Source organism: Caulobacter sp. NIBR1757 (assembly GCF_027912495.1).
Lineage (GTDB): Bacteria > Pseudomonadota > Alphaproteobacteria > Caulobacterales > Caulobacteraceae > Caulobacter.
In genome coordinates, this window is sequence record NZ_CP115463.1 from 3876475 (window position 1) to 3898575 (window position 22101).

18 protein-coding genes are annotated in these 22101 nt (G+C 68.7%); 13 read left to right on the forward strand and 5 right to left on the reverse strand.

The window, feature by feature from the left end:
• Positions 1-87: 87 nt before the first annotated feature.
• The 9 genes from uraH to O5I81_RS18715 all read left to right on the forward strand — a co-directional run bounded on the left by uraH (position 88) and on the right by O5I81_RS18715 (position 10231).
• Entirely contained in the window at positions 88-429 is a 342-nt protein-coding gene (gene uraH, locus O5I81_RS18675; RefSeq protein WP_271066369.1) for a hydroxyisourate hydrolase, read from the forward strand.
• On the forward strand, positions 429-1844 hold the full coding sequence (gene xdhA, locus O5I81_RS18680) for a xanthine dehydrogenase small subunit (RefSeq protein ID WP_271066370.1): 1416 nt from the start codon (positions 429-431) through the stop codon (positions 1842-1844). Before uraH ends, xdhA begins: the two co-directional genes overlap by 1 nt.
• A 22-nt stretch (positions 1845-1866) precedes the next feature.
• Positions 1867-4155 (forward strand): xanthine dehydrogenase molybdopterin binding subunit, encoded by a 2289-nt coding sequence (gene xdhB / locus O5I81_RS18685; protein WP_271066371.1) that lies wholly within the window; start codon positions 1867-1869, stop codon positions 4153-4155.
• Complete coding sequence (gene xdhC, locus O5I81_RS18690) at positions 4152-5117, forward strand: xanthine dehydrogenase accessory protein XdhC (RefSeq protein ID WP_271066372.1); 966 nt, start codon at positions 4152-4154, stop codon at positions 5115-5117. The genes xdhB and xdhC overlap by 4 nt, the downstream gene beginning before the upstream one ends.
• 11 nt (positions 5118-5128) lie before the next feature.
• Positions 5129-5524 (forward strand): hypothetical protein, encoded by a 396-nt coding sequence (locus O5I81_RS18695; protein ID WP_271066373.1) that lies wholly within the window; start codon positions 5129-5131, stop codon positions 5522-5524.
• Entirely contained in the window at positions 5524-6705 is a 1182-nt protein-coding gene (locus O5I81_RS18700; protein ID WP_271066374.1) for a urate hydroxylase PuuD, read from the forward strand. Before O5I81_RS18695 ends, O5I81_RS18700 begins: the two co-directional genes overlap by 1 nt.
• On the forward strand, positions 6702-7193 hold the full coding sequence (locus O5I81_RS18705) for an ureidoglycolate lyase (RefSeq protein ID WP_271066375.1): 492 nt from the start codon (positions 6702-6704) through the stop codon (positions 7191-7193). Before O5I81_RS18700 ends, O5I81_RS18705 begins: the two co-directional genes overlap by 4 nt.
• Positions 7194-7298: 105 nt before the next feature.
• Entirely contained in the window at positions 7299-8408 is a 1110-nt protein-coding gene (locus tag O5I81_RS18710) for a ferritin-like domain-containing protein (RefSeq protein ID WP_271066376.1), read from the forward strand.
• Positions 8409-8566: 158 nt separating this feature from the next.
• On the forward strand, positions 8567-10231 hold the full coding sequence (locus O5I81_RS18715) for an alpha/beta fold hydrolase (RefSeq protein WP_271066377.1): 1665 nt from the start codon (positions 8567-8569) through the stop codon (positions 10229-10231).
• On the opposite strand, the gene O5I81_RS18720 is transcribed toward O5I81_RS18715, so the two are convergent.
• Positions 10228-10965, reverse strand: a complete 738-nt coding sequence (locus tag O5I81_RS18720; RefSeq protein ID WP_271066378.1) for a LuxR C-terminal-related transcriptional regulator — start codon at positions 10963-10965, stop codon at positions 10228-10230. The two genes, O5I81_RS18715 and O5I81_RS18720, sit on opposite strands and share 4 nt — an antisense overlap.
• A gap of 190 nt (positions 10966-11155) precedes the next feature.
• Between O5I81_RS18720 and O5I81_RS18725 the strand changes: the two genes are divergently transcribed.
• Genes O5I81_RS18725 through O5I81_RS18735 form a run of 3 tightly spaced genes read left to right on the forward strand, consistent with a single transcriptional unit; the run spans position 11156 to position 14182 of the window.
• Positions 11156-12358 (forward strand): acyl-CoA dehydrogenase family protein, encoded by a 1203-nt coding sequence (locus O5I81_RS18725; protein ID WP_271066379.1) that lies wholly within the window; start codon positions 11156-11158, stop codon positions 12356-12358.
• A gap of 10 nt (positions 12359-12368) precedes the next feature.
• Positions 12369-13961, forward strand: a complete 1593-nt coding sequence (locus tag O5I81_RS18730; protein WP_271066380.1) for a fatty acid--CoA ligase — start codon at positions 12369-12371, stop codon at positions 13959-13961.
• Between the two features lie 35 nt (positions 13962-13996).
• A complete protein-coding gene (locus O5I81_RS18735) occupies positions 13997-14182 on the forward strand; it encodes a hypothetical protein (RefSeq protein WP_271066381.1) in 186 nt (61 codons plus the stop codon).
• Between the two features lie 159 nt (positions 14183-14341).
• On the opposite strand, the gene O5I81_RS18740 is transcribed toward O5I81_RS18735, so the two are convergent.
• Positions 14342-15568: a cytochrome P450 gene (locus O5I81_RS18740; RefSeq protein WP_271066382.1), complete on the reverse strand. Its 1227-nt coding sequence runs from the start codon at positions 15566-15568 to the stop codon at positions 14342-14344.
• A 172-nt stretch (positions 15569-15740) separates the two neighbouring features.
• On the opposite strand from O5I81_RS18740, the gene O5I81_RS18745 reads away from it, so the two are divergent.
• A complete protein-coding gene (locus O5I81_RS18745) occupies positions 15741-17888 on the forward strand; it encodes an arylsulfatase (protein ID WP_271066383.1) in 2148 nt (715 codons plus the stop codon).
• A 187-nt stretch (positions 17889-18075) separates the two neighbouring features.
• Here the strand turns inward: O5I81_RS18745 and O5I81_RS18750 are convergent, their stop codons facing one another.
• The 3 genes from O5I81_RS18750 to O5I81_RS18760 all read right to left on the reverse strand — a co-directional run bounded on the left by O5I81_RS18750 (position 18076) and on the right by O5I81_RS18760 (position 21916).
• Positions 18076-19578 (reverse strand): NAD(P)/FAD-dependent oxidoreductase, encoded by a 1503-nt coding sequence (locus tag O5I81_RS18750; protein WP_271066384.1) that lies wholly within the window; start codon positions 19576-19578, stop codon positions 18076-18078.
• A gap of 235 nt (positions 19579-19813) precedes the next feature.
• Entirely contained in the window at positions 19814-20593 is a 780-nt protein-coding gene (locus O5I81_RS18755) for a pseudouridine synthase (protein ID WP_271066385.1), read from the reverse strand.
• Positions 20594-20602: 9 nt separating this feature from the next.
• Positions 20603-21916 (reverse strand): MFS transporter, encoded by a 1314-nt coding sequence (locus O5I81_RS18760; RefSeq protein ID WP_271066386.1) that lies wholly within the window; start codon positions 21914-21916, stop codon positions 20603-20605.
• Positions 21917-22101: the final 185 nt, after the last annotated feature.

The following is a 22101-nucleotide window of genomic DNA, read 5'->3' on the forward strand; positions in this document are numbered from 1 at the left end:
ATATCGCGGCGTTCGGGAGTTGCTTTCGCCGCGGCAAGGGAGAATTCTGGACTGCTCCGCCGCGTTCCGGGGGCCTTTGGAGCAAACATGACCGGTCTGACGACCCACGTCCTCGACACCACCCACGGCCGCCCGGCCGAAGGGGTCAGCCTGCGCCTGATCCGGGATGGCGTGGCCCTGGCCCACAGCCGCACCAACGCCGACGGCCGCTGCGACGCGCCCCTGCTGACCGCCGAGACGATCGCGATCGGGACCTGGCGCCTGGAGTTCGAGATCGGGGCCTATTTCCGCAAGGCGGGCCTGGCCCTTCCGGACCCGGCCTTCCTCGAAACGGTCGGCATCGACTTCTGCATCGCCGACACGGCGGCCCACTATCACGTGCCGTTGCTGGTCTCGCCGTTCGGCTATTCGACCTATCGGGGCAGCTGATGCGCGACACCGTCCGCTTCCTCCTCGACGGCCAGACGGTCGAGCTGACGGACATCGATCCGACCACGACGGTGCTGGGCCTGCTGCGCTACGACCTGCGCCGTACGGGAACCAAGGAAGGCTGCGCCGAGGGCGACTGCGGGGCCTGTACCGTGGCGCTGGGCGAACTGGACGGCGACGGCGTCAGATGGCGGGCGGTCAACGCCTGCATCCTGTTCGCGCCCATGCTCGACGGCAAGGCGCTGAAGACGGTCGAGAGCCTGGGCGGCCAGCACCCCGTGCAGACCGCCATGGTCGAGCACCATGCCAGCCAGTGCGGCTTCTGCACCCCCGGCTTCGTCATGAGCCTGTGGGTCCGGGGCCGCGAGGCCGCGCCGCCGCCGGTCAATGACAGCCTGGCCGGCAACCTCTGCCGCTGCACCGGCTATGGGCCGATCGTGGCCGCCGCCAATGCCGCCTCCGCGCCGGCCGAGGACGAGACCGCCCTCGTCGCCGCCCTCAAGGACCTGGCCGCCAGCGCGCCGCTGGCCCTGCGCCATGGGCCGCTGCACTGGGTCGCGCCGCGCACCGTGCAGGAGGTGGCCGAATACCTGAAACTGGGCGGGGAAGACAGCGACGTCACCCTGGTCGCAGGGGCCACCGACGTCGGCCTGTGGGTGACCAAACAGCACCGGACCCTGCCAACCCTGCTCTGGCTGGGTGCCGTACCCGAGCTTCAAATCATCAGCGAGACCGACGCGGGCCTGACCCTCGGCGCGGCCGTCCGCTACAGCGACGCCCTGCCGGCGCTGACCCGGCTGCATCCCGAGCTCGGCGAACTGCTGCGCCGGCTGGGTTCGGTGCAGGTGCGCAACAGCGGCACGGTCGGCGGCAACATCGGCAATGGCTCGCCGATCGGCGACATGCCGCCGGCCCTGATCGCGCTCGGCGCCGGCATCACCCTCCGGTCGGTCGGCGGAACCCGCACCCTGCCGCTGGAGGACTACTTCATCGCCTACGGCCAGCAGGACCGCCGGCCGGACGAATTCATCGAGACCATCACCGTCCCCCGCCCGGCGCCGGACCGCACCCTCCGCTTGTTCAAGCTGTCCAAGCGCTTCGACCAGGATATCTCCGCCGTCTGCGCCGCCTTTTCGCTCGGCATCGAAAATGGGATCGTCACCGACGCCCGCATCGCCTTCGGCGGCATGGCCGCGACGCCCAGGCGCGCCGCCGCCTGCGAGGTGGCCCTCATCGGCCATCCGCGGACGGAGCAAACCGTCGAAGCGGCCGCCGCCGCGCTCGGCGAGGATTTCCAGCCCATCGACGACATGCGGGCCAGCGCCGCCTATCGCCTCGCCGCGGCCCGGAACCTGTTGCGCAAGGTCTTCGAGGGCAGCGACGGCGTGCTCAGCCTGGAGCCGGTCAATGCCTGACGCCGGACTTCCAATCCCGGGTATGGTCCATCGCCCACTCAAGCACGACAGCGCCGAAAAGCACGTCGCCGGGACCGCGACCTATATCGACGACCTGCCCGAGCCGTCGAACCTGCTGCACGTCTTCATGGCCATGAGCCCGCGCGCCCACGCCCGGGTGGTGTCCATGGATTTGGCCGCCGTGCGCGCCGCGCCGGGTGTCGTTGATGTGGTCAACGCCGCCGACATCCCCGGCAAGAACGACGTCAGCCCCGTGGTCGGAGACGACCCGCTGTTCGCCGACGGCCTGGTGCAGTTCGTCGGCCAATCCCTGTTCGCCGTCGCCGCCGAGACGCTTGCCCAGGCCCGCGCCGCCGTCGCCCTGGCGGAGCTCGTCTTCGAGGACCTGTCACCCCTGCTCGACATCGCCGCCGCCCGCGCCGCCGGTTCGGTCATAGAGGCGGCTCAGGAGATGCACCTCGGCGACGCCCCGGCCGCCATCGCCGCCGCCCCGCATCGCCTGTCGGGACAGCTGGCCATCGGCGGCCAGGACCACTTCTATCTGGAAGGCCAAATCAGTCTCGCCACCCCCGGCGAGGACGGCGACGTCCACGTCTGGTGTTCCACCCAGCACCCGACCGAGGTGCAGCACAACATCGCCAAGGTGCTGGGCGTGCCCGACCACAGCGTGACCGTCAGTGTGCGGCGCATGGGCGGCGGCTTCGGCGGCAAGGAGAGCCAGCCGGCCCTGTTCGCCGCCGCCGCCGCCTTGATCGCCACCCGCACCGGTCGCCCGGCCAAGGTCCGCCTCGATCGCGACGACGACATGGTGATGACCGGCAAGCGCCACGACTTCGAGACCGGCTGGCAGGTCGGCTTTGACGCCGAGGGGCGTCTCGCCGGCTACAGCGTCGAGCACGCCAGCCGCTGCGGCTACAGCGCCGACCTGTCCATGGCCATCAACGACCGGGCGATGTTTCACAGCGACAATGCCTACGCCCTGCAGACGGCGCAGATCGTCTCGCACCGTTTCCGGACCCACACGGTCTCCAACACCGCCTTCCGGGGCTTCGGCGGGCCGCAGGGCATGGTCGGCATCGAGCGGGCCATGGACGCCATCGCCCTGCATCTGGGTACGGACCCGCTGGATGTGCGCAAGGCCAACCTCTACGGCGTCGCCGGCGAGCAGACGCCTTACGGCCAGACCGTCGATCATTCGCCCGCCCTGGCCCTGATCGAACGCCTCGAGGCCACCAGCGACTACCGAAGGCGCCGCGCCGCCATCGCCGCCTGGAACGCCGCCAACCCGACCCTGAAGCGCGGCCTGGCCCTGACCCCGGTCAAGTTCGGCATCAGCTTCACCGCCACCCACCTCAACCAGGCCGGCGCCCTGATCCACGTCTATACCGACGGCTCGGTGATGCTGAACCACGGCGGCACGGAGATGGGCCAGGGCCTCTACCAGAAGGTCGCCCAGGTGGTGGCCCAGGCCTTCGGCATCGGCATGGACCGGGTGAAGATCACCGCCACCGCCACCGACAAGGTGCCCAACACCAGCGCCACCGCAGCCAGTTCCGGCAGCGACCTCAACGGCATGGCGGCGCTGGATGCGGCGAACCAGATCAAGGCCCGGCTGGCCGACTTCATGGGCCAGGAATTCGGCGTCGATCCGGCCGCCGTCCGCTTCGAGGGCGGCAACGTCCACGCTGGCGACGAGGTGCTGAGCTTCACCGAACTGGCCCGCCGCGCCTGGTTCAACCGCATCAGCCTGTCGGCCGCCGGCTTCTACCGGACGCCGAAGATCCACTACGACCGCGCCACCCATCAGGGCCGGCCGTTCTTCTACTACGCCTGGGGCGCCGCCTGCGCCGAGGTGGCCATCGACACCCTGACCGGCGAGAACCGCTGTCTTCGCGCAGACATCCTGCACGACTGCGGCGCCTCGCTGAACCCGGCCATCGATATCGGCCAGATCGAGGGCGGCTTCATCCAGGGCATGGGCTGGCTGACCACCGAGGAACTGGTCTGGGACGCCAAGGGCGTGCTGAAGACCCACGCCCCCTCGACCTACAAGATCCCGGCCTGCTCCGACCGCCCGCCGGTGCTCAACATCGACCTGTGGGACCAGCCCAATCCCGAGAACACCATCCACCGGTCCAAGGCCGTCGGCGAACCGCCCCTCATGCTGGCCATCAGCGTGTTCAGCGCCCTGACCGATGCGGTGGCGGCGGTGGGCGGTCACCGGGTGATGCCGGATCTGGACGCGCCGGCGACGCCGGAGCGCATTCTGATGGCCGTGGACGATGTTCGCCGCCGGGCAGGCGTCGCATGAACTGGGCCACGCAGGCGCTCCAAACCCTGAGACGCGGCGAACCCCTCGCCCTGGTCACCGTGATCGCCGCCGAGGGCTCGACCCCGCGCGAGGCCGGGACCCGGATGCTGGTCACCGCCGACAGCCAGTCCGGCACCATCGGCGGCGGCCATCTAGAATACCGCGCCACGCAGCAGGCCCGCCGCCTGCTGACCCAGACCGACCGCGGCTTCGCCCTGCAGGACTACCCGCTCGGCCCCTTTCTGAAGCAATGTTGCGGCGGCCACGTCCGCCTGCTCCTCGAACGGCTGGAGTCCGACGACCGAGCCTGGCTCGAAGCGGCCGCCCGGGCCGAAGCCGCCGGAGAGGCATATGCCCTGAAGGCCGAGGTCTGCGGCGCCCGCCTGCGACGCGCCTTCTTCGGCGACGAGACCCAATGGGTGGGGACGATCGCGCTGATCGACGCGGCCGGCGCGCCGCTCCCCGGCCGGCGCCCCGCCCTGTCCGAAGGTGACGCCCTGGTCGAACGGATCGACGCCGCCCGCCCCCGCGTCCTGCTGTTCGGCGCCGGCCACGTCGGCCAGGCCATCGCCCGCGCCTTCGCCCCCCTGCCCTTCCGCCTCGACTGGCAGGACAGCCGTCCCGAAGCCGCCGCGCCGGGCGTCGCCATCCAGGACGAAGCCCGGCTGATCGAACTGGCCGCCCAGGCGGGGCCGGACGATCTGGTCCTGATCCTCACCCACAACCATGACCTCGACTACCAGCTGACCCGCGCGGCGCTGGCGGCGGGCCCGGCCTACGTCGGCCTGATCGGCTCGGAGACCAAGAAGGCGCGCTTCCTCCGCAGGCTGAAGGATGAAGGCGTCGATAGCGCCGGCCTGACCTGCCCGATCGGCATCCCCGGCCTGAAGAGCAAGGCGCCGGAGATCATCGCGGTCGCGGTCGCGGCGCAACTGCTGCAACAGATTGAGCATACCTCGTGAGGGGGGATGGCATGACGGAGCTGACACGAGCGTTGGAGGCTTGCGCCGTTGTTGGAACCTTTCCGACCGACCTCGTCGGTGATGCCATGAGGGCGATGGGCGAGGGCGATCTGGCAGAGCGCGTCTATTCGGCCTCGGAGGGGATGCCTTGGGAAGCCGTCGCGGAATTCTTCAGCTGCGCGGTTTGGCAGACCTCCGACAACGGCACGCAGATTCTTCGTACGACCGATCAGTGGCTCACCGAAGGTCAAGACGAGAGGAAAGTCGCGATCGCTCTCCATGTCGACGCCTATCCATTTCTCGACGCTGCCGAGATGGAGCAGGTCCTGAGGGAGACGGCGGTGCGTTTTCCACAGTTTGCCGCGAAATGCGCGGACATGATCAAGGGCCGAGGAGGCCGTAGCTGATGCTCGCTGACCTCCTCGCCTGGGCCGGCATGGCCACCCGCTGGCTGCACGTCATCGCCGGCATCGCCTGGATCGGCTCGTCCTTCTATTTCATGTGGCTGGACGCCAGTCTCCGCGCCGGCCCTGACACCCCCAAGGGCGTTCAGGGCGACCTGTGGGCCGTGCACGGCGGCGGCTTCTATCACAAGCGCAAGTATCTCTCGGTTCCGCCGGACATGCCGGACGAGCTGCACTGGTTCAAGTGGGAGGCCTACACCACCTGGCTGTCAGGCATCCTGCTGCTGACCCTGATCTACTACGCCGGCGCCTCGGTCTATCTGATCGATCCGGCCAAGCTGGCCCTCAGCCCAGCGCAGGCCATCGCCATCGGGACCGGCTTCCTGGCCGGCGGCTGGCTGGTCTACGACGCCCTCTGCCGTCTCCTGGCCCACCGGGTGAAGCTGTTCGCCGTGGTCTGGTTCGCCGTGCTGGTCGTCGCCGCCTTCGGCCTGACCCACATCTTCAGCAATCGCGGCGCCTTCATCCACATGGGCGCCCTGATCGGCACGGCGATGGTCGGCAACGTCTTCCTCGTCATCATCCCCAACCAGCGCAAGATCGTCGCCGCCATGCTGAAGGGGGAGCCCGTCGATCCGGCCCTCGGCAAGAAGGGCAAGCTCCGCTCCGTCCACAACAACTACATGACCCTGGCGGTGCTGTTCCTGATGGTCTCCAACCACTATCCGATGGTGACGGACCATCCGCTGAACTGGCTGCTGATCGCCGGCATCGGGCTTTCGGGCGCGGTCATCCGCCACTTCTTCAATGAGAAAAACGCCGGCCGGAAGGACCCGATGATCCTGGTCAACGGCGTCATGCTGTTCGTCGGGGTGATGTTCTTCGCCCTGCTCACCACGCCGAAGCCCGCCGAGGCCGGGGTGACGCCCGCCACCTTCCCGGAGGTGCAGGCGATGATCGGCAAGCACTGCCAGACCTGTCATTCCGCCACACCGACCCACAAGGGCTTCACCGCCCCGCCCAACGGTGTCGCCTACGACACGCCCGAGCAGATCCGCACCTATGCGCCGCGCATCTACGACCGGGCCGTGGCCAACCATTCCATGCCGCTCGGCAACGAGACCGGCATGACCGAGGAGGAACGCGCCAGACTGGGCGCCTGGATCAAGGCCGGCGCCCCATGAGAACCTTCCGCCCCAGGCCCCTGACGCCCGAGGCCTTCGAGCCGTTCGGCGAAGTCATCTCGGCCCGCGAGGACGCCCAGCACTATCCGATCAACTACGGGGCCACGACCCGCTACCACGCGCTCGGTCACACCACGGCGACCGACGGCCAGGTCATCCTCAGCCTCTTCCGCTCGACGCCGCTGCCGCGCCTGGTGCTGAAGATCATGGAGCGCCACCCGGACGGCAGCCAGGCCTTCATGCCCCTCAACGGCCGCCCCTACCTGGTCGCGGTAGCCCCGCCCGGCGAACTGGACCCGTCGAGGATCGAGGTCTTCCTGGCCGACGGGTCGCAGGGGGTGAACTACGCCGCCGGGACCTGGCACCACTATTCCCTGGCGCTGGGCGCGGTCAGCGACTTCCTGGTGGTCGATCGGCAGGGGCCGGGACCCAATCTCGACGAGATCGAGATGGCGCAAGAGGACTGGATCGAGGTCGTCCTCGGCTGATTTCAGCAGCCGTTTGATCCAGATCAAATCGGCCCGTTTCGACCGGGTGTTTCTAAAGGTGACGCCGGCGTCACTTTTAGAACGCGGCGCGCCGGGAGAGACACCATGCTGAATGTCAAACTGGTCGATGGACCGCCGCAGGAGATCCGCGAGTTCGACGACGAAGTCGTCCATCACCTGACCGGCGAGGACGTCGAGGTCATCCGCGAGATTTTCCGCACCCCGCTGACCGGGTCCTACAATTGGGACTACGAGGACGCCAACGCCAAGATCCGCAAGCTCTATGAGCTGGGCAAGCGCTTCAACTGGGACGCCCAGATGGACGTCGCCTGGGACACGCCGTTCCCCCACACCGAGTACCCCTCGGCCCCGGAAATGAACGCCTATCTCGGCAACCCGAAGTACGAGGCGCTGAGCGCCGAGGACAAGCTGAAGTTCGCCTGGCGCAGCCAGTCCCAGACCCTGTCGCAGTTCATGCACGGCGAGCAGGGCGCCATGCTGGTGGCCAGCCAGTTGGTCTCTTGCGCCCCCACCTTCGACGCCAAGCTCTATGCCTCGTCCCAGACCTTCGACGAGGCGCGGCATGTGGAGGTGTTCCACAAGTATCTCGTCGAGCGCTGCAAGACGATCTATCCGATCAACCCCAACCTCAAGCTGCTGCTCGACAAGGTGCTGACCGACGAGCGCTGGGACCTGAAGTTCATCGGCATGCAGATCCTCATCGAGGGTCTGGCCCTGGCCGCCTTCCAGTCGATCCACATGACCACCCGCGACCCGCTGCTGCGCCAGATCGTCGAGCTGGTGATGCGCGACGAGGGCCGGCACGTGGCCTTCGGGGTCAACTACCTGGAGAACTGGATCCGCGCCCTGCCGGAGCATGAGATCGAGGAACGGGCCCAGTTCGCCTACGAGGCCTGCGTGATCATGCGCGAGCGGCTGTTCGACACCGAGGTGGCCACCGAGTTCGGCTTCACCCGCGACGAGGCCCGCGAGATCAACCACAACGCCGCCACCGGCCAGGCTTTCCGCGACTTCCTCTTTGAACGGATGATCCCCAACCTCAAGCGCATCGGCCTGCTGACCGAAAGCGTGCGGCCCAAGTTCGAGGCCCTGGGTGTGCTGAAATTCGAGGACGCCGTCCATGACGGGCTGATCGACTGGGCCAGCCTCGAAAAGCCGCTGCCGGTCGGCCCGCTGGCCATCGCCGCCGAATAGTTCTGAGAGATCCTCCTGCGCCATTGGCGTGATCGGCCCGGGTCGGCAATGTCGTCCCGGGCCTTTTTTTGCCCGCCGGTTTGCGCCGGCGGCCAGGGTGGGCGACACTTCCCGCCAACAGACCGCCGGGCACGGCGGCAAGGGGCGGGGCGACGACGATGCGCAAGGGTTGGCTGCTGTTCGTGATCGGCTGGCTGCTGATCCTCGGGGGCTCGTGGCTGGCCAGCGCCATCCAGACCAACGGCGGAATCAAGGTCACCGACATCCGCTTCGCCGGAACCGGCGGCGTGACCATGAGCGGCCTGCTCTACACCCCGCGAGGCGCCACCACCGCCACCCCGGCGCCGGGCATCCTGGCGGTGCACGGCTACATCAACAGTCGCGAGACCCAGAGCGCCTTCGCCATCGAATACGCCCGGCGCGGCTACGTCGTGCTGGCGCTGGATCAGACCGGCCACGGCTACAGCGGCGGCCCTGCCTTCTCGAACGGCTTCGGCGGTCCCGACGGCCTGAAATACCTGCGCTCCCTGCCCATGGTGGACAAAGCCAACATCGGCCTCGAAGGCCACAGCATGGGCGGCTGGACGGTGCTGGCGGCGGCCGCCGCCATGCCGGACGCTTACAAGGCCCTGGTGCTGGAGGGCTCGGCCACCGGCGCTCCGTTCGCCGCCGAGGGCACGCCGGCCTGGCCGCGCAACACCGCCTTGGTGTTCAGCAGGTACGACGAGTTCGCCAAACTGATGTGGGACGTTCCCCGCGCCGCCGAGGTCGGGACCAGCGCCAAGGCCAGGGCGCTGTTCGGCGCCGCCGAGACCCTGCAGACCGGCCGTCTCTACGGCGACCTCGCCGCCGGAACGGGACGGCGCCTCTACCAGCCGACCACCACCCACCCCGGCGACCACATCTCCACCGAGGCAGTCGGCGACAGCCTCGACTGGTTCGCCCAGACCCTGACCGGCGGAACGCCACGCCCGGTCGGCGACCAGATCTGGATGTGGAAGGAAGCCGGAACGGGCATCGCGCTGATCGGCTTCGTCGTCCTGCTGCTGGGGACTTTCGCGGTCCTGCTGAACCTGCCGCTATTCGCCAGCCTGCGCGGGGCGCCAGCGACCATCCCCGCCGGCGGCAAGCTCCGGCTGGCCCTGACCGCCCTGATCCCGGTGCTGACCTTCTTCCCGGCCTTCATCGCCGTCACCCTGCTGGTCAAGCCGAGCGCCGCCTTGCCGCAGACCGTCACCACTCAGGTCGTCCTGTGGGCGCTGATCAACCTCGCCATCACCGTCATCATGGGCCTGTTCGGCAAGCGGCCCGACACCGCTCCCCGACGCAACATTCTGGTCCCGGCGGTGCTCATCGCTATCGCCGTCAGCGCCATCGGCTACCTGTCGCTGGTGCTCATCGACCGGCTGTTCCTCGTCGACTTCCGCTTCTGGGTCGTCGCCCTCAAGCTGCTCAGCCCGCACCAGGCGATGATCGCCCTGATCTACCTCTTGCCGTTGACCGCCTTCTTCTGGGTCAGCCTGGACGCCCTGCATCGCCGCCTCACGGGCAGCTACCTGACCGCCATTGTCGCCATGGCGGGCGGCTTCCTGCTGTTCCTGGTCATCGACTACGGCCTGTTCTTCGCCACCGGCCGACTGCCGACCGACTTCGATCCGCTGAGCACCGTCATCGCCCTCCAGTTCGTGCCGCTACTGGCCGCGGTCGCCATCATCTCGACCTTCGCCTGGCGGCGCACGGGCAGCGCCCTGCCGGGGGCCCTGATCTGCGGCCTGGTCGTCACCTGGTACATGGTGGCCGGCACGGCCACGCAATTCGTCTAGCGCGCGGCCGAACCGATGTAGCCCAGCGTCGCCGCCCGGTGGACGGCCTGCGAGCGGCTGACCACGCCCAGCTTGCGCGTGGCGTTGGTGATGTGGAAGCGCACGGTCGGCAGGCTGATGGCGACGATCTCGCCGACCTCGGCGTCGGTCTTGCCGGCCGCCGCCCACTTCAGGCACTGGATCTCGCGCCGGGTCAGCCGCACCGGCGGGGCCAGCGCCCCCTGCGCCTCGGCGTAAGAGGCCATGAACCGCAGCGACAGGGCGTGCAGCTCGGCCGCCCGGGCGGCGAACACCGCCCCGACATCTATGCGTGCGTCCGAGGTCGCCCAGACTACCGCCCCGATCACCCCGCCCGGCAGGTAGGCCGGGGCGGTGATGGCGCCGGCCACGCCGAAACTCTCGATCGGACTGTCGCGGTTGAGGGCCTCCAGCGCCGCGCTGGCCCGCCAGGTCGCCATCCTTTTGCCGTCGAACCAGAAGGGCTCAGCGATGGCGCGGGCGGCGTGGACGAAGGCCGAGCGCAGGGCGAAGCCGCGATCCTCCCAGTAGCGCAGGTCCGGATCGACCCAGGTGAACAGCGAGCCGGCGAAGGGCCGGCCATCGGCCCCGCGCATCGGTTCGGGGCTGCCGATGTCGGCAGTGGCGGCGATATGCGGCAGGCCCATTTGCGCGCCCACGGCGGCGACCGCCTCCGCCAGGGCCAGGATCGCGTCGCTGCCTTCACTCTCGCCCACGGGCCCTATCACTTCCACTAGCTTGCCCGTCCGGCCCCGGCCGACGACCTTCGACACCGCAGCCCTTACGCCATGGCGCGCGCCCCTGACCAGCGGTGCGCCTTGCACATGGGGTTCGAGAGCGTGCTACGCTCAATGAAACGGCAGGTTCATCCGGCCTCAACGCCTTCATCAAGAGAGGCCCGACCCGATGGACCTGAACCTGAGCGCCCGCGACCTCGCTTTCCGTGACGAGGTGCGGGCCTTCCTCGACGAAAATCTCTCGCCCTTGCTGCGCCAAGCCGGCTCGCTGACCACCAGCGTCTTCACCGACAAGGAATGGTCCATCGCCTGGCAGCGCATCCTGCACGCCAAGGGCTGGGTCGCCCCCGCCTGGCCGGTGGAATACGGCGGCGCCGGCTGGGACGACATGCAGCGCTACATCTTCTCGGCCGAGTGCGCCCGGGCCGGGGCGCCAGGCCTGTCGCCCATGGGGCTGAAGATGGTCGGGCCCTGCATCATGCGGTACGGCACGCCGGAGCAGAAAGCCTTCTACCTGCCGCGCATCCTGGCCGGCGAAGACTACTGGTGCCAGGGCTACAGCGAGCCGGGCAGCGGCTCGGACCTCGCCAGCCTGCAGATGCGGGCCGATGACGACGGCGATCACTACGTCCTCAACGGCTCGAAGATCTGGACCACCCACGCCCACTTCGCCAACCGCATGTTCTGCCTGGTGCGGACGAAGTTCGACGGCAAGCCGCAGCAGGGGATCACCTTCCTGCTGCTGGAGATGGACACGCCCGGCATCGAGGTCGCGCCGATCATCACCCTGGCCGGCGAGCATGAGGTCAACCAGGTCTTCTTCGACAATGTCCGCGTCCCCAAGTCCGGCCGTCTGGGCGAAGAGAACCAGGGCTGGACGGTGGCCAAATACCTGCTGGAGTTCGAGCGTGGCGGCAGTTCCGCCCCCGGCCTGAAGGTCTCGCTGGCCCGCCTGCGCGCCATGGCAGCCAACGAAGCGGGGGACGACGGCGAGCCGCTGCTGAGCGACCCCCACTTCCGGGCCCGCCTGGCCGCCACCGAGATCGCCGTCGAGGCCGTGGAGATGACCGAGCACCGGGTGATGACCGCCCTGTCGGCCGGCGAGAACCCCGGCCCCGCCTCCTCCATGCTCAAGGTGCAGAGCACCGAAACGATGCAGTCTGTCGACGAGCTGGCCATAGACATCGCCAACCACTACGCGGCCGTCTACCAGCCGGAGTCGCGGGTCCCGGGCGCCAACACCGAGCCGGTCGGCCCGGCCCACAGCCTGGTCGCCATGCCCCGCTACCTCAACAACCGCGCCGCCTCGATCTACGGCGGCTCCAACCAGATCCAGCGCGACCTGATGGCGCGGCTGGTGCTCGGACTTTGAAGGTATTCCGATGACCGCCGTAGACTTCGACCAGATGCCGACCCTGGGCGACATCGCCCGCTATCAGGCCCGCGAGCGCGGCGCCGAGACGGCCCTGACCTTCGAGGGCCGCACCACGACCTTCGGCCAGTTCGACGCCCTGACCAACCGCGTCGCCAACGCCCTCATCGCGGCCGGCGTCACCCGCGGCCAGCGCATCGCCTATGTCGGCAAGAACAGCGACCACTACTTCGAACTGCTGATCGGCGCCGCCAAGATGGGGGCGGTGATGACCCCCATCGGCTGGCGCCTGGCGCCGCCGGAAGTCGCCTACATCATCGAGGATAGCGAGGCCCCGCTGGTCTTCGTCGGCCCGGAAGTCATCGGCCAGAGCGAGGCCGTCGCCAGCCATCTCAGCTTCCGCCCCACGGTCATCGCCATGGAAGCCGACGGCGCCGACGGCCGGCCGTTGTACGAAGCCTGGCGCGACGCTGCTTCCGACGCCGATCCGGCGGTCGCCATCGACCCGGCCACCGACGTCGCCGTCCAGCTCTACACCAGCGGCACCACGGGCAAGCCCAAGGGCGCCATGCTGACCCATTCGAACCTGCTGAGCGGCCGCCGCGCCGCCGCCGAGGCCAAGATGCCGTGGAACGAGTGGGGCCCGGACGACGTCAGCCTGGTCGCCATGCCGGTCGCCCACATCGGCGGCACCGGCTGGGGCATCGTCGGCCTCTACAACGGGGCCAAGGGTGTGGTCGCCCGCGAGTTCGACCCCTTCAAGGTGCTGGACTTCATCGAGGGCGATGGCATCTCCAAGATGTTCATGGTCCCGGCCGCCCTGCAGATCGTCGTGCGCCAGCCCCGCGCCCGCGAGGTCGACTACAGCCGGATGAAGTACATCCTCTATGGCGCCAGCCCGATCCCGCTGGACCTGCTGCGCGAGTGCATGGAGGTGTTCGGCTGCGGCTTCTGCCAGCAGTACGGCATGACCGAAACCTGCGGCACCATCGTCTACCTGCCGCCCGAGGATCACACGCCTGAAGGCAGCCCGCGCATGCGGGCCGCCGGCCTGCCGATGCCGGGCGTGAAGCTCAAGGTCATCGATGAGGCGGGCAATTCCGTTCCCACCGGCACGGTCGGCGAGGTCGCCATCCATTCGGTGGCCAACATGCCCGGCTACTGGAAGCTGCCGGAAGCCACCGCCTCGACGATCGACGCCGACGGCTGGCTGCGCACGGGCGACGCCGGCTACCTGGACGAGGACGGCTACCTCTTCATCCACGACCGGGTGAAGGACATGATCATCTCCGGGGCCGAGAACATCTACCCGGCCGAGGTCGAGAGCGCCGTCTACGGCCACCCGGCCGTCGCCGAGGTGGCGGTCATCGGCATCCCCGACGACAAATGGGGCGAGGCGGTGAAAGCCGTCGTCGCCCTCAAGCCCGGGATGACCGCCACGCCCGACGAGATCATCGCCTTCGCCCGCGGCCGCATCGCCGCCTTCAAGGCCCCCAAGAGCATCGACTTCATCGACGCCCTGCCCCGCAACGCCTCGGGCAAGATCCTGCGCAAGGACCTGCGGGAGCCCTACTGGGCCGGCCGCGCGCGGCGGGTGAACTGATCGCCAGGGCGGGGGTTTGCGGGTAAGGAGGCTGCATGACCACGCCGCAAGACGATCCCCCCGCCATCCCGCCGGACGAGACGCCGATCCAGAAGGCCATGCGCCTGAAGAAGGCGGCCATCGACGCCAAGCCGAAACCGCCGCGCGGCGGCAAGTTCCAGCGCGAGCAGGCGGCGGCGGCGCACAGCAGCTCGAAGTCCAAGCCCTGGATGTCGCGGTAAGCATCCCCTCTCCCGCTCGTCGGGAGAGGGTGGCCCCCGAAGGGGGTCGGGTGAGGGCAGCGCCAGCCGTGGAAGGTTGGCGGCCAGCCCATCAAAATCCGGTGCTGCCCTCATCCGACCGCTTCGCGGCCACCTTCTCCCGACAAGCGGGAGAAGGATTCAGACGGCGACGTCGATCCGCTCTAATCCTCTAAAGAACGGCAACGTCCGCCATTCAGGCTCGCCCTCGACCAGCTTCAGGTCCGGGAACCGTTCGAACAGCCGCACCAGCGCCACCTGCGCCTCCAGCCTGGCCAGCGGCGCGCCGATGCAGATGTGCGCGCCGCCGCCGAAGGCCACGTGCGGCTTGTGCTTGCGGCTGACGTTGAAGGCGTGGGGGTCGTCGTAGGCCTCCGGGTCGCGGTTGGCTCCGCGCAGGGACATGGTCAGCGCCTGGCGGGATTTTACCGGGCAGCCGGCGATCTCCATGTCCTGGTGGGCGATGCGGCCGGTGATGTCGACCGGCGGCTCGAAGCGCAGCACCTCCTCGACCACCGCATTGATGATCTTCGGATCGGCCTTCAGCTTGGCGAGCTCGGACGGGTTGAGCAGCAGCAGCCGCACGGCGTTGCCGATCAGGTCGGTGGTTGTCAGGTTGCCGCCGACCAGCAGGGCCGTCAGGTTGATGCGCAGTTCGGTGTCGGCGAGGCCCGCCTCGGCCTGCAGCCGCACCATGTCGCTGATCAGGTCGTCGCGCGGCGCGGCCCGGCGGTCGGCCATGGCCTCCAGGAAATAGGCGTTCAGGTGCTCCGAGGCGCTTTCCATCGCCGCCGTCTGGGCGGCGTTGCGGAACGGGTTCAGCCCCTGGATCAGGCCCTCCGACCAGGCGCGGAACTCGACCAGCCGCTCGCGGTCGACGCCCAGGATGGAAGCGATGACGTCGATGGGGATCGGCACGCAGAACCGGTCCATCAGGTCGAAACTCTTCTCGCCCTCCAGGCTGTCGAGCGTTTCGCTGATGATCCGCTCGACCTCCGGCTTGAATTTGGCGACCCGGGCGTAGAGCGCCTGGGCCAGGGGCCGGCGGATGCGAGCGTGATCGGGATCGTCGAGGGTCAGGATGCTGGAGACATGGCTGCGCGGCAGGCTGGGATCGACCTGGTCCAGGGACCGCCGCTGCAGGACGGCGCCCTCCTCGGCGTTGATCGGGTCGCGCAGCATGTCGAGGTCGGAGACCACCGCGCGCACGTCGGCATAGCGGCTGAGGATGAAGTTTCCCGACATCTCGTCGCGGTGCACCGGGCAGCGGGTCCGCAGGTCGTCGAGCACCACATGCGGATCGGCCCGGTAGACCGGGTCCATCGGCGTCAGCTGCAACAGGTTGGGCAGGGGCGCGTCGTCGGCCATCGGTGTCGTTTCTCCCGCCGACCTCTTCGAAGGGTCGGTCCAGTGTCACTGTGCGCCGCCGCGGGCGCGCCGCCAAGAGTGACGCTCCCGTCAACTTCCCGGTTACCCTGGGGTCTCGACAGCTGTATGATATATTGGCATGATAAGTGCCAATACAAGGCGAGGGAAACCCATGGTTCAGTTCAAGCGGACGGCGAAGGCCGTGCTGGCGCTCCTTGGCCTGACCACCCTGCTCGCCTTCGGGCCCAGCACCGCCGCGCCGGTCCCGGTGAAGCAGCCCAACATCGTCCTCATCCTGATCGACGACGCCGGCTATACCGACCTTGGCGCCTATGGCTCGGAGATCGCCACCCCGACCATCGACGCCCTGGCCGCCTCGGGCACGCGGTTCGCCAACTTCCACGCCTCGCCGATGTGCGCCCCGTCGCGGGCCATGCTGCTGACCGGCGTCGACAGCCACACCGCCGGGGTCGCCAACCTGCCCGAAAGCACCCCGCCCGAGCACCGGGGCAATCCCGCCTACCAAGGCAAGCTCAGCAAGGACGTGGTCACCGTCGCCAGCCAGCTGAAGGCCGCCGGCTATCGCACCTACATGGCCGGCAAGTGGCACCTGGGCCATACGCCGGACGCCCTGCCGGGGGCGCGCGGCTTTGACCGCTCCCTGGCCCTGGAAGCCACCGGCGGCGACAACTTCGAGCAGCGCCCCTACTTCCCGATCTACACCGGCAAGGAATGGTACGAGGACGACAAGCCCACCACCCTGCCCAAGGATTTCTACTCCTCGCGGCTGCTGGTCGACCGGATGATCGGCTACATCGAGAGCGCCCCGAAGGACGGCAAGCCCTTCTTCGCCTACCTGCCCTTCCTGGCCATCCACATGCCCGTGCAGGCGCCGGCCGAGTACATGGCCAGGTACGAAGGCAAATACACGGACGGCTGGGCCGCCCTCCGCAAGGCCCGCAAGGCCGGCGCCGTGCGCACCGGGCTGATCGACGCCGAGACCCCGATGGGGCCGATGCCGGCCAATGTCGCCGACTGGAACAAGCTGTCGAAGAAGGACCAGCAGGCCTGGGCCCGGCGCATGGCCGTCAACGCCGGCATGCTGGAGGCCATGGACGCCAACCTCGGTCGTCTGGTCGCTCACCTGAAGACCACCGGCCGCTATGACGACACCGTCTTTGTCGTCCTGTCGGACAACGGCCCGGAAGGCGCCGATCCCGTGGCCGACGCCGGATTCCGCACCTGGCTGAAGGCCGTCGGCTACAGGCCCGAACCCGGCGGCAAGGGGACCTGGAGCGCGGTTGGTCCCGGTTGGGCCAGCGCCTCGGCGGCGCCGTTTGCCCTGTTCAAGTTCTACGCCACGGAAGGCGGCACGCGGGTGCCGCTGATCCTGTCGGGGCCCGGGATCAAGTCCGGCGCCGTGACGCGCGGCTTCTCGGTGATCACCGACATCACCCCCACCCTGCTCGACCTGGCCGGCGTCGCGCCCGCCCATCCGCTCGACGGCCGCAGCCTGCGACCCGTCCTGACCGGCGCGGCGGCCAGCCCCTATGACGCCGCCACCCCGGTGGCCATGGAGGCGGCCGGCGAGGCCGCCCTGTGGAAGGGCGACCTGAAGGCTATCAAGGGGGCCGGCCCGCTGGCCGACCCGGCCTGGCGGCTGTACGACATCACCCGCGATCCGGGCGAGACCAACGACCTGGCCGTCGCCCGGCCCGCCGAGCTGGCCGCGCTGAAGGCCGACTACGCGGCCTATGCCAAACGGGTCGGCGTCGCCGAAGTGCCGGCCGGCTACACCGCCGACAAACAGGTCGCGCGGAACATCGCCAAAAGCATCGTGCGGACCTACCAGCCCGTCGTCATCGGCGGCCTGGTCCTTATTGTCCTGGTGCTGGCCGGTTTCGCCCTGGTCATGCGCCGGGCCGGCGAGACCTGGGGCCGGATCGGGACCCGGCTGCTGCTCGGCGTCGTCGGGACCCTGGCCCTGCTGATCGCCAGCCGCTTCTGGCTGGCCCCGGCCGAGGCCGCCGCCCAGTTCTTCCTGTCGCCACAGGGCGTCGCCGGCCTCGGCACCATCCGCGCCGACATGGCCGCCTTCTTCGCCGCCGCCGGCGGGCTGACTCTGATGGCCGCCGTGCGCCGCGAGGGCCGCTGGCTGTGGCCGGTGCTGCTGATCCTGGCCCTGGCGCTGAGCGGGCGGACGCTGAACCTCATCCTGACGGGTGGCGGCCCAGCTGTGGTCCCGCCGATGGTCGTGGAAGCGGTGCTGATCGGGATCACCCTCTTGGGGATGCGGGTGCTGCCGAAGTCCAAAGGGTAGCCGTTAGATTTCCTTCTCCCCTCGCGGGAGAAGGTGGCCCCGAAGGGGTCGGATGAGGGGGCGCTCCGGTTTTCGACACAGCCTGTCGCAACCGCCTCATCGCAGCTGAAAATCCTATCGACCCCTCATCCGGCGCTTCGCGCCACCTTCTCCCACAAGGGGAGAAGGGCGCCCAGAGGCGAAACCTTCAGGCCGCCAGCGTCTTCCCCGCCGGCCGCGCGGTCACCTTCGCCACCGGGTTCGAGAACACCATCGCCCCGTCGTCTACCTTGCCAAACTTCAGGGTCATCAGGTCCAGGGCGTAGTTCTGGTGCTGCTTCCACGGCGCCCTGGCCCCCTGCTTGGGGAACAGGTGCACCGACCGCTGGACATAGCCCGAGGAGAAGTCGAGCCAGTCCTGGTCGCCCTCATCGCCCGGCTTGCGGACCGGCGTGCATTGGGCAAGGCCCGTCTTCGTCATGTGGTTCAACAGCCGGCAGACGTAGGCGCAGGTCAGGTCCGCCTTCAGCGTCCAGCTGGCGTTGGTGTAGCCGAACGACGAGGCCAGGTTCGGCACGCCGCTGTACATCATGCCCTTGTAGCTCAGCGTCTCGCTGAAGATCACCGGCTTGCCGTCGACAGCGAACTCGGCCCCGCCCAGCACTTCCAGGTTCAGCCCCGTGGCCGTGACGATGATGTCGGCCTCGATCTCGGCCCCCGACTTCAACAGGATGCCGGCCGGGGTGAAGCGCTCGATGTGGTCGGTGACGACGCTGGCCGCGCCGGTCTTGATGGCGTTGAACAGGTCGTCGTCGGGCACCAGGCACAGGCGCTGATCCCAGGGATTGTAGCTGGGGGTGAAGTGGGTATCGACGTCATAGTCGGGCCCCAGCTTCTCGCGCACCATGCCCAGGATGTTGGCCTTGACCTTGTCCGGGCTCTTGCGGGCCATGCGGAAGAACAGCATGCCGAGCAGCACATTCTTCCACCGCGTGATGCGGTAGGCGGTCATCGGCGAGAACTTCTTCTTCAGCCATTCGGCGGCCGGATCCTCGGCCGGTCGGCTGACCACATAGGTCGGCGAGCGCTGCAGCATGGTGACGTGGGCGGCGGTCCTGGCCATCTCCGGCACCAGGGTGACGGCGGTGGCGCCGCTGCCGATGACCACCACCTTCTTGCCCGAATGGTCGAGGTCGGCGGGCCATTCCTGCGGGTGGACGATGCGGCCCTTGAAGTCGGCGGCGCCGGCGAACTCCGGCTTGTAGCCCGACTTGTAGGAGTAGTAGCCCGAGCACATGAAAAGGAAGTTGCAGGTGAACTCGACGGGCTCGCCGGCCACCTCGGCGGTCACCGTCCAGGCGGCGGTTTCGGTGTCCCAGTCGGCGCGCTTGACCATGTGGCCATAGCGGATGTGCGGATCGATGCCGTTCTCGGCGGCGGTCTCGTTGACATAGGCCAGGATGGAGGGGCCGTCGGCGATGGCCTTGGCGGCCTTCCACGGCTTGAAGACGTAGCCGAGGGTGTACATGTCGCTGTCGGAGCGGATGCCGGGGTAGCGGAACAGGTCCCAGGTGCCGCCCTTGGCGGCGCGACCCTCGAGCACGACGTAGGTGCGGTCCGGCGAGCGGTCCTGCAGATGCTTGGCGGCCCCGACCCCGGACAGGCCGGCCCCCACGATGACCACGTCGAAGTGCTCGATTTCCTGCGCCACGACTATCTCCCCATGTCTTATGTTATCGCCGATAATACGGGTGAAACGGCCGTTTGAACAGCGCGGCGTGACGCTGGGTCAAATTGCCCGTTCCCCCAAATTCCGATCATCCCGACGAAAGTCGGGACCCAGTTGGCAATCCGCCGAAGGGTTCAGCTCTGATCAGCGCCCGCTCCTGTACTGCCGGTGGGCACTGGGTCCCGACTTTCGTCGGTATGATCGGTGGAGGGGAATGTCAGGAAGCTCGCGGCTTTGACGCCTCCAGCAGCGCCGCCCGCTCCGCCGCCGTCATCGGCCGCCACATGCCTCCGGGCAGGTCGGCCAGTTCGATCGGTCCCACGCGGGTGCGGATCAGGTCGACGACCTCCAGTTCGACCAGCTCGCACATCCGGCGGATCTGGCGGTTGCGGCCCTCGACCAGCACGAAGCGCAGGCGGCCGGGCATCACCTCCTCGACCGTCGCCGGGCGCAACTCCCGGCCGTCCAGCTCCAGCCCGTGCCGCAACAGGTCGATCTTCTCCGGCGTGATGTCGCCCTCGACCTGGACGAAATATTCCTTGTCCAGCTCGCTATCGGGCCCGATCACCGCCTTGGCCAGCACCCCGTCCTCCGACAGGATCAGCAGGCCCCGGCTGTCCATGTCGAGCCGGCCGAGCGGCGCCAGCCTGTGGTCGGAGTTGGGATAGACCTCCGCCTCGACGAACAGGTTGGAACGCCGCAGCAGCCGCACGGCCGGAACCTGGTCCCCTTCGGGCTGGGCCGAGACGATGCCGACCGGCTTGTGGATCAGCACCGTCAGCTTGGTGTCGAGCGCCTCCTGGCCAGCCTCGTCGAGCGTCAGGGTCTGACCCGGCAGGATCTTGCGGCCGACGTCCTCGACCAGCGCCCCGTCGATGGTCACCAGCCCCCCGGCGATCAGCCCCTCGGCCTCGCGGCGCGAGCAGACGCCCGACTGCGCCAGCCATTTGTTGACGCGCACGGGCTCATCGCCCCCGTAGGTCCAGCTCCTGCTCATCCGCCTTCTCTAGAGGCTGGCGGACGCCCCGGAAAGGCCGGCCTTCCTCGCCGCCCTGGCCGCGAAGAAGTAACAGGGGATAGCCAGCCCCGAGAGGGCGGTGAAGGTGAACAGGGTCCAGCTGAAGGGTTGGGCGACGCCGGCCTTGATCAGGACATCGACCAGGACCCCGGCCCCGGTGATGCCGATGCCCAGGCCCACGACATTGAGGCTGAGCAGGTAGAAGGCCACCACCGCGCCGCGCACCTGCGGCGGGCAGAGGGCCTGCACCGCCGAGAAGGTCGGGCCGTAGAAGACGCCGAGCTGGAAATAGGCCACTACCACGCAGACCCAGAACAGCGGGTTTTCCGGCGGCAACAGCCGATAGGTCAGGTTCACCGGCAGCAGCACGCTCAGCACGATGACCATGAACATGGCCGGGCTCTGGCCGGTCTTGCGGGCGAACAGGTCGCTGATCACGCCGCCGAACAGGTTGCCGGCCACCCCCGCCACCACGGCGATCAGGCCGCTGACCTGGGCGATCCAGGCCTTGTCGAAGCCGCGCTCCTTGACCAGCCACAGCTGGTCGAAGCCGGCGGCGCCGAGGATGAAGTGGACGCAGACCCCGCCGAGGATGACCAGCTGCAGCGCCCGGGACGACTTCACCGCCCCCCAGAAGATGCGCACCAGCTCGCCCACTGACGGGGCCGGCAACGCGTCCGGCAAGGCGGCGGCCGCCTTGCGCGATGGCCGGGTCTCCCGGACCAGGAGGATGACCCCGGAGAAGGCCACCCCGACCGCCCCCAGCAGGTAGAAGCAGTTGCGCCAGCCGATGGCCGGACCCAGGTAGCCGGCGACCAGCAGGCTGACCCCCACCCCGATCGGCACGCCCATGTAGTAGAAGCCCGAGGCGAAGCCGCGCTTCTCGGGCGGGAAGCGGTCGGCCAGCAGCGACATGGCCGTCGGCGTCAGGGCCGACTCGCCGACGCCGATGAACATCCGCGGAATGGCCAGGCTGACGAACCCCCTGGCCAGGCCCGAGGCGGCGGTCAGCAGGCTCCAGCCGAACATGGCGATAGCGATCAGCCGCGGCCGGTTCACCAGGTCGGCCAGCGCCCCCATGAACAGCCCGGCGAAGGCGTAGAACACCAGGAACACCAGGCCGGTCAGCAGGCCGAACTGGGTGTTGCTGAGGCCCAGGTCCGGGACGATGAAGTTGGCGAAGCTCGACAGCAGCTGGCGATCGACGAAGTTCAGCACGTTCATCAGCATCAGCATGACGAGCAGGCCGTAATCGCCGGCCGAGGCGCGCACGCCCCCGCCCACGGTGTTGCTGGCGTCCATCGCGTTTCTCCCTGCCTGTCCGCTTGGCCATCGTGGGCTGTCGTCTGACCGGCGGGCGACTGTCGCCCGCGCCGCGGACCTCGGCAAGCCCGGCCCTCCTTGCCCGTCATCCCGGCCGGAGCGCGCAGCGCGGAGAGCCGGGACGACAGGTGAAAGGAGCACGGACGGAAGAATCTGAAAAATGG

Coding starts and splice junctions, on each gene's coding strand:
- O5I81_RS18755 (WP_271066385.1), bottom strand. CDS start 20,593: ATGAGCAGGAGCTGGACCTACGGGGGCGATGAGCCCGTGCGCGTCAAC.
- O5I81_RS18745 (WP_271066383.1), top strand. CDS start 15,741: ATGGTTCAGTTCAAGCGGACGGCGAAGGCCGTGCTGGCGCTCCTTGGC.
- O5I81_RS18700 (WP_271066374.1), top strand. CDS start 5,524: ATGCTCGCTGACCTCCTCGCCTGGGCCGGCATGGCCACCCGCTGGCTG.
- xdhB (WP_271066371.1), top strand. CDS start 1,867: ATGGTCCATCGCCCACTCAAGCACGACAGCGCCGAAAAGCACGTCGCC.
- O5I81_RS18710 (WP_271066376.1), top strand. CDS start 7,299: ATGCTGAATGTCAAACTGGTCGATGGACCGCCGCAGGAGATCCGCGAG.
- O5I81_RS18705 (WP_271066375.1), top strand. CDS start 6,702: ATGAGAACCTTCCGCCCCAGGCCCCTGACGCCCGAGGCCTTCGAGCCG.
- O5I81_RS18725 (WP_271066379.1), top strand. CDS start 11,156: ATGGACCTGAACCTGAGCGCCCGCGACCTCGCTTTCCGTGACGAGGTG.
- uraH (WP_271066369.1), top strand. CDS start 88: ATGACCGGTCTGACGACCCACGTCCTCGACACCACCCACGGCCGCCCG.
- O5I81_RS18730 (WP_271066380.1), top strand. CDS start 12,369: ATGACCGCCGTAGACTTCGACCAGATGCCGACCCTGGGCGACATCGCC.
- O5I81_RS18740 (WP_271066382.1), bottom strand. CDS start 15,568: ATGGCCGACGACGCGCCCCTGCCCAACCTGTTGCAGCTGACGCCGATG.
- xdhA (WP_271066370.1), top strand. CDS start 429: ATGCGCGACACCGTCCGCTTCCTCCTCGACGGCCAGACGGTCGAGCTG.
- O5I81_RS18695 (WP_271066373.1), top strand. CDS start 5,129: ATGACGGAGCTGACACGAGCGTTGGAGGCTTGCGCCGTTGTTGGAACC.
- O5I81_RS18715 (WP_271066377.1), top strand. CDS start 8,567: ATGCGCAAGGGTTGGCTGCTGTTCGTGATCGGCTGGCTGCTGATCCTC.
- xdhC (WP_271066372.1), top strand. CDS start 4,152: ATGAACTGGGCCACGCAGGCGCTCCAAACCCTGAGACGCGGCGAACCC.
- O5I81_RS18735 (WP_271066381.1), top strand. CDS start 13,997: ATGACCACGCCGCAAGACGATCCCCCCGCCATCCCGCCGGACGAGACG.
- O5I81_RS18760 (WP_271066386.1), bottom strand. CDS start 21,916: ATGGACGCCAGCAACACCGTGGGCGGGGGCGTGCGCGCCTCGGCCGGC.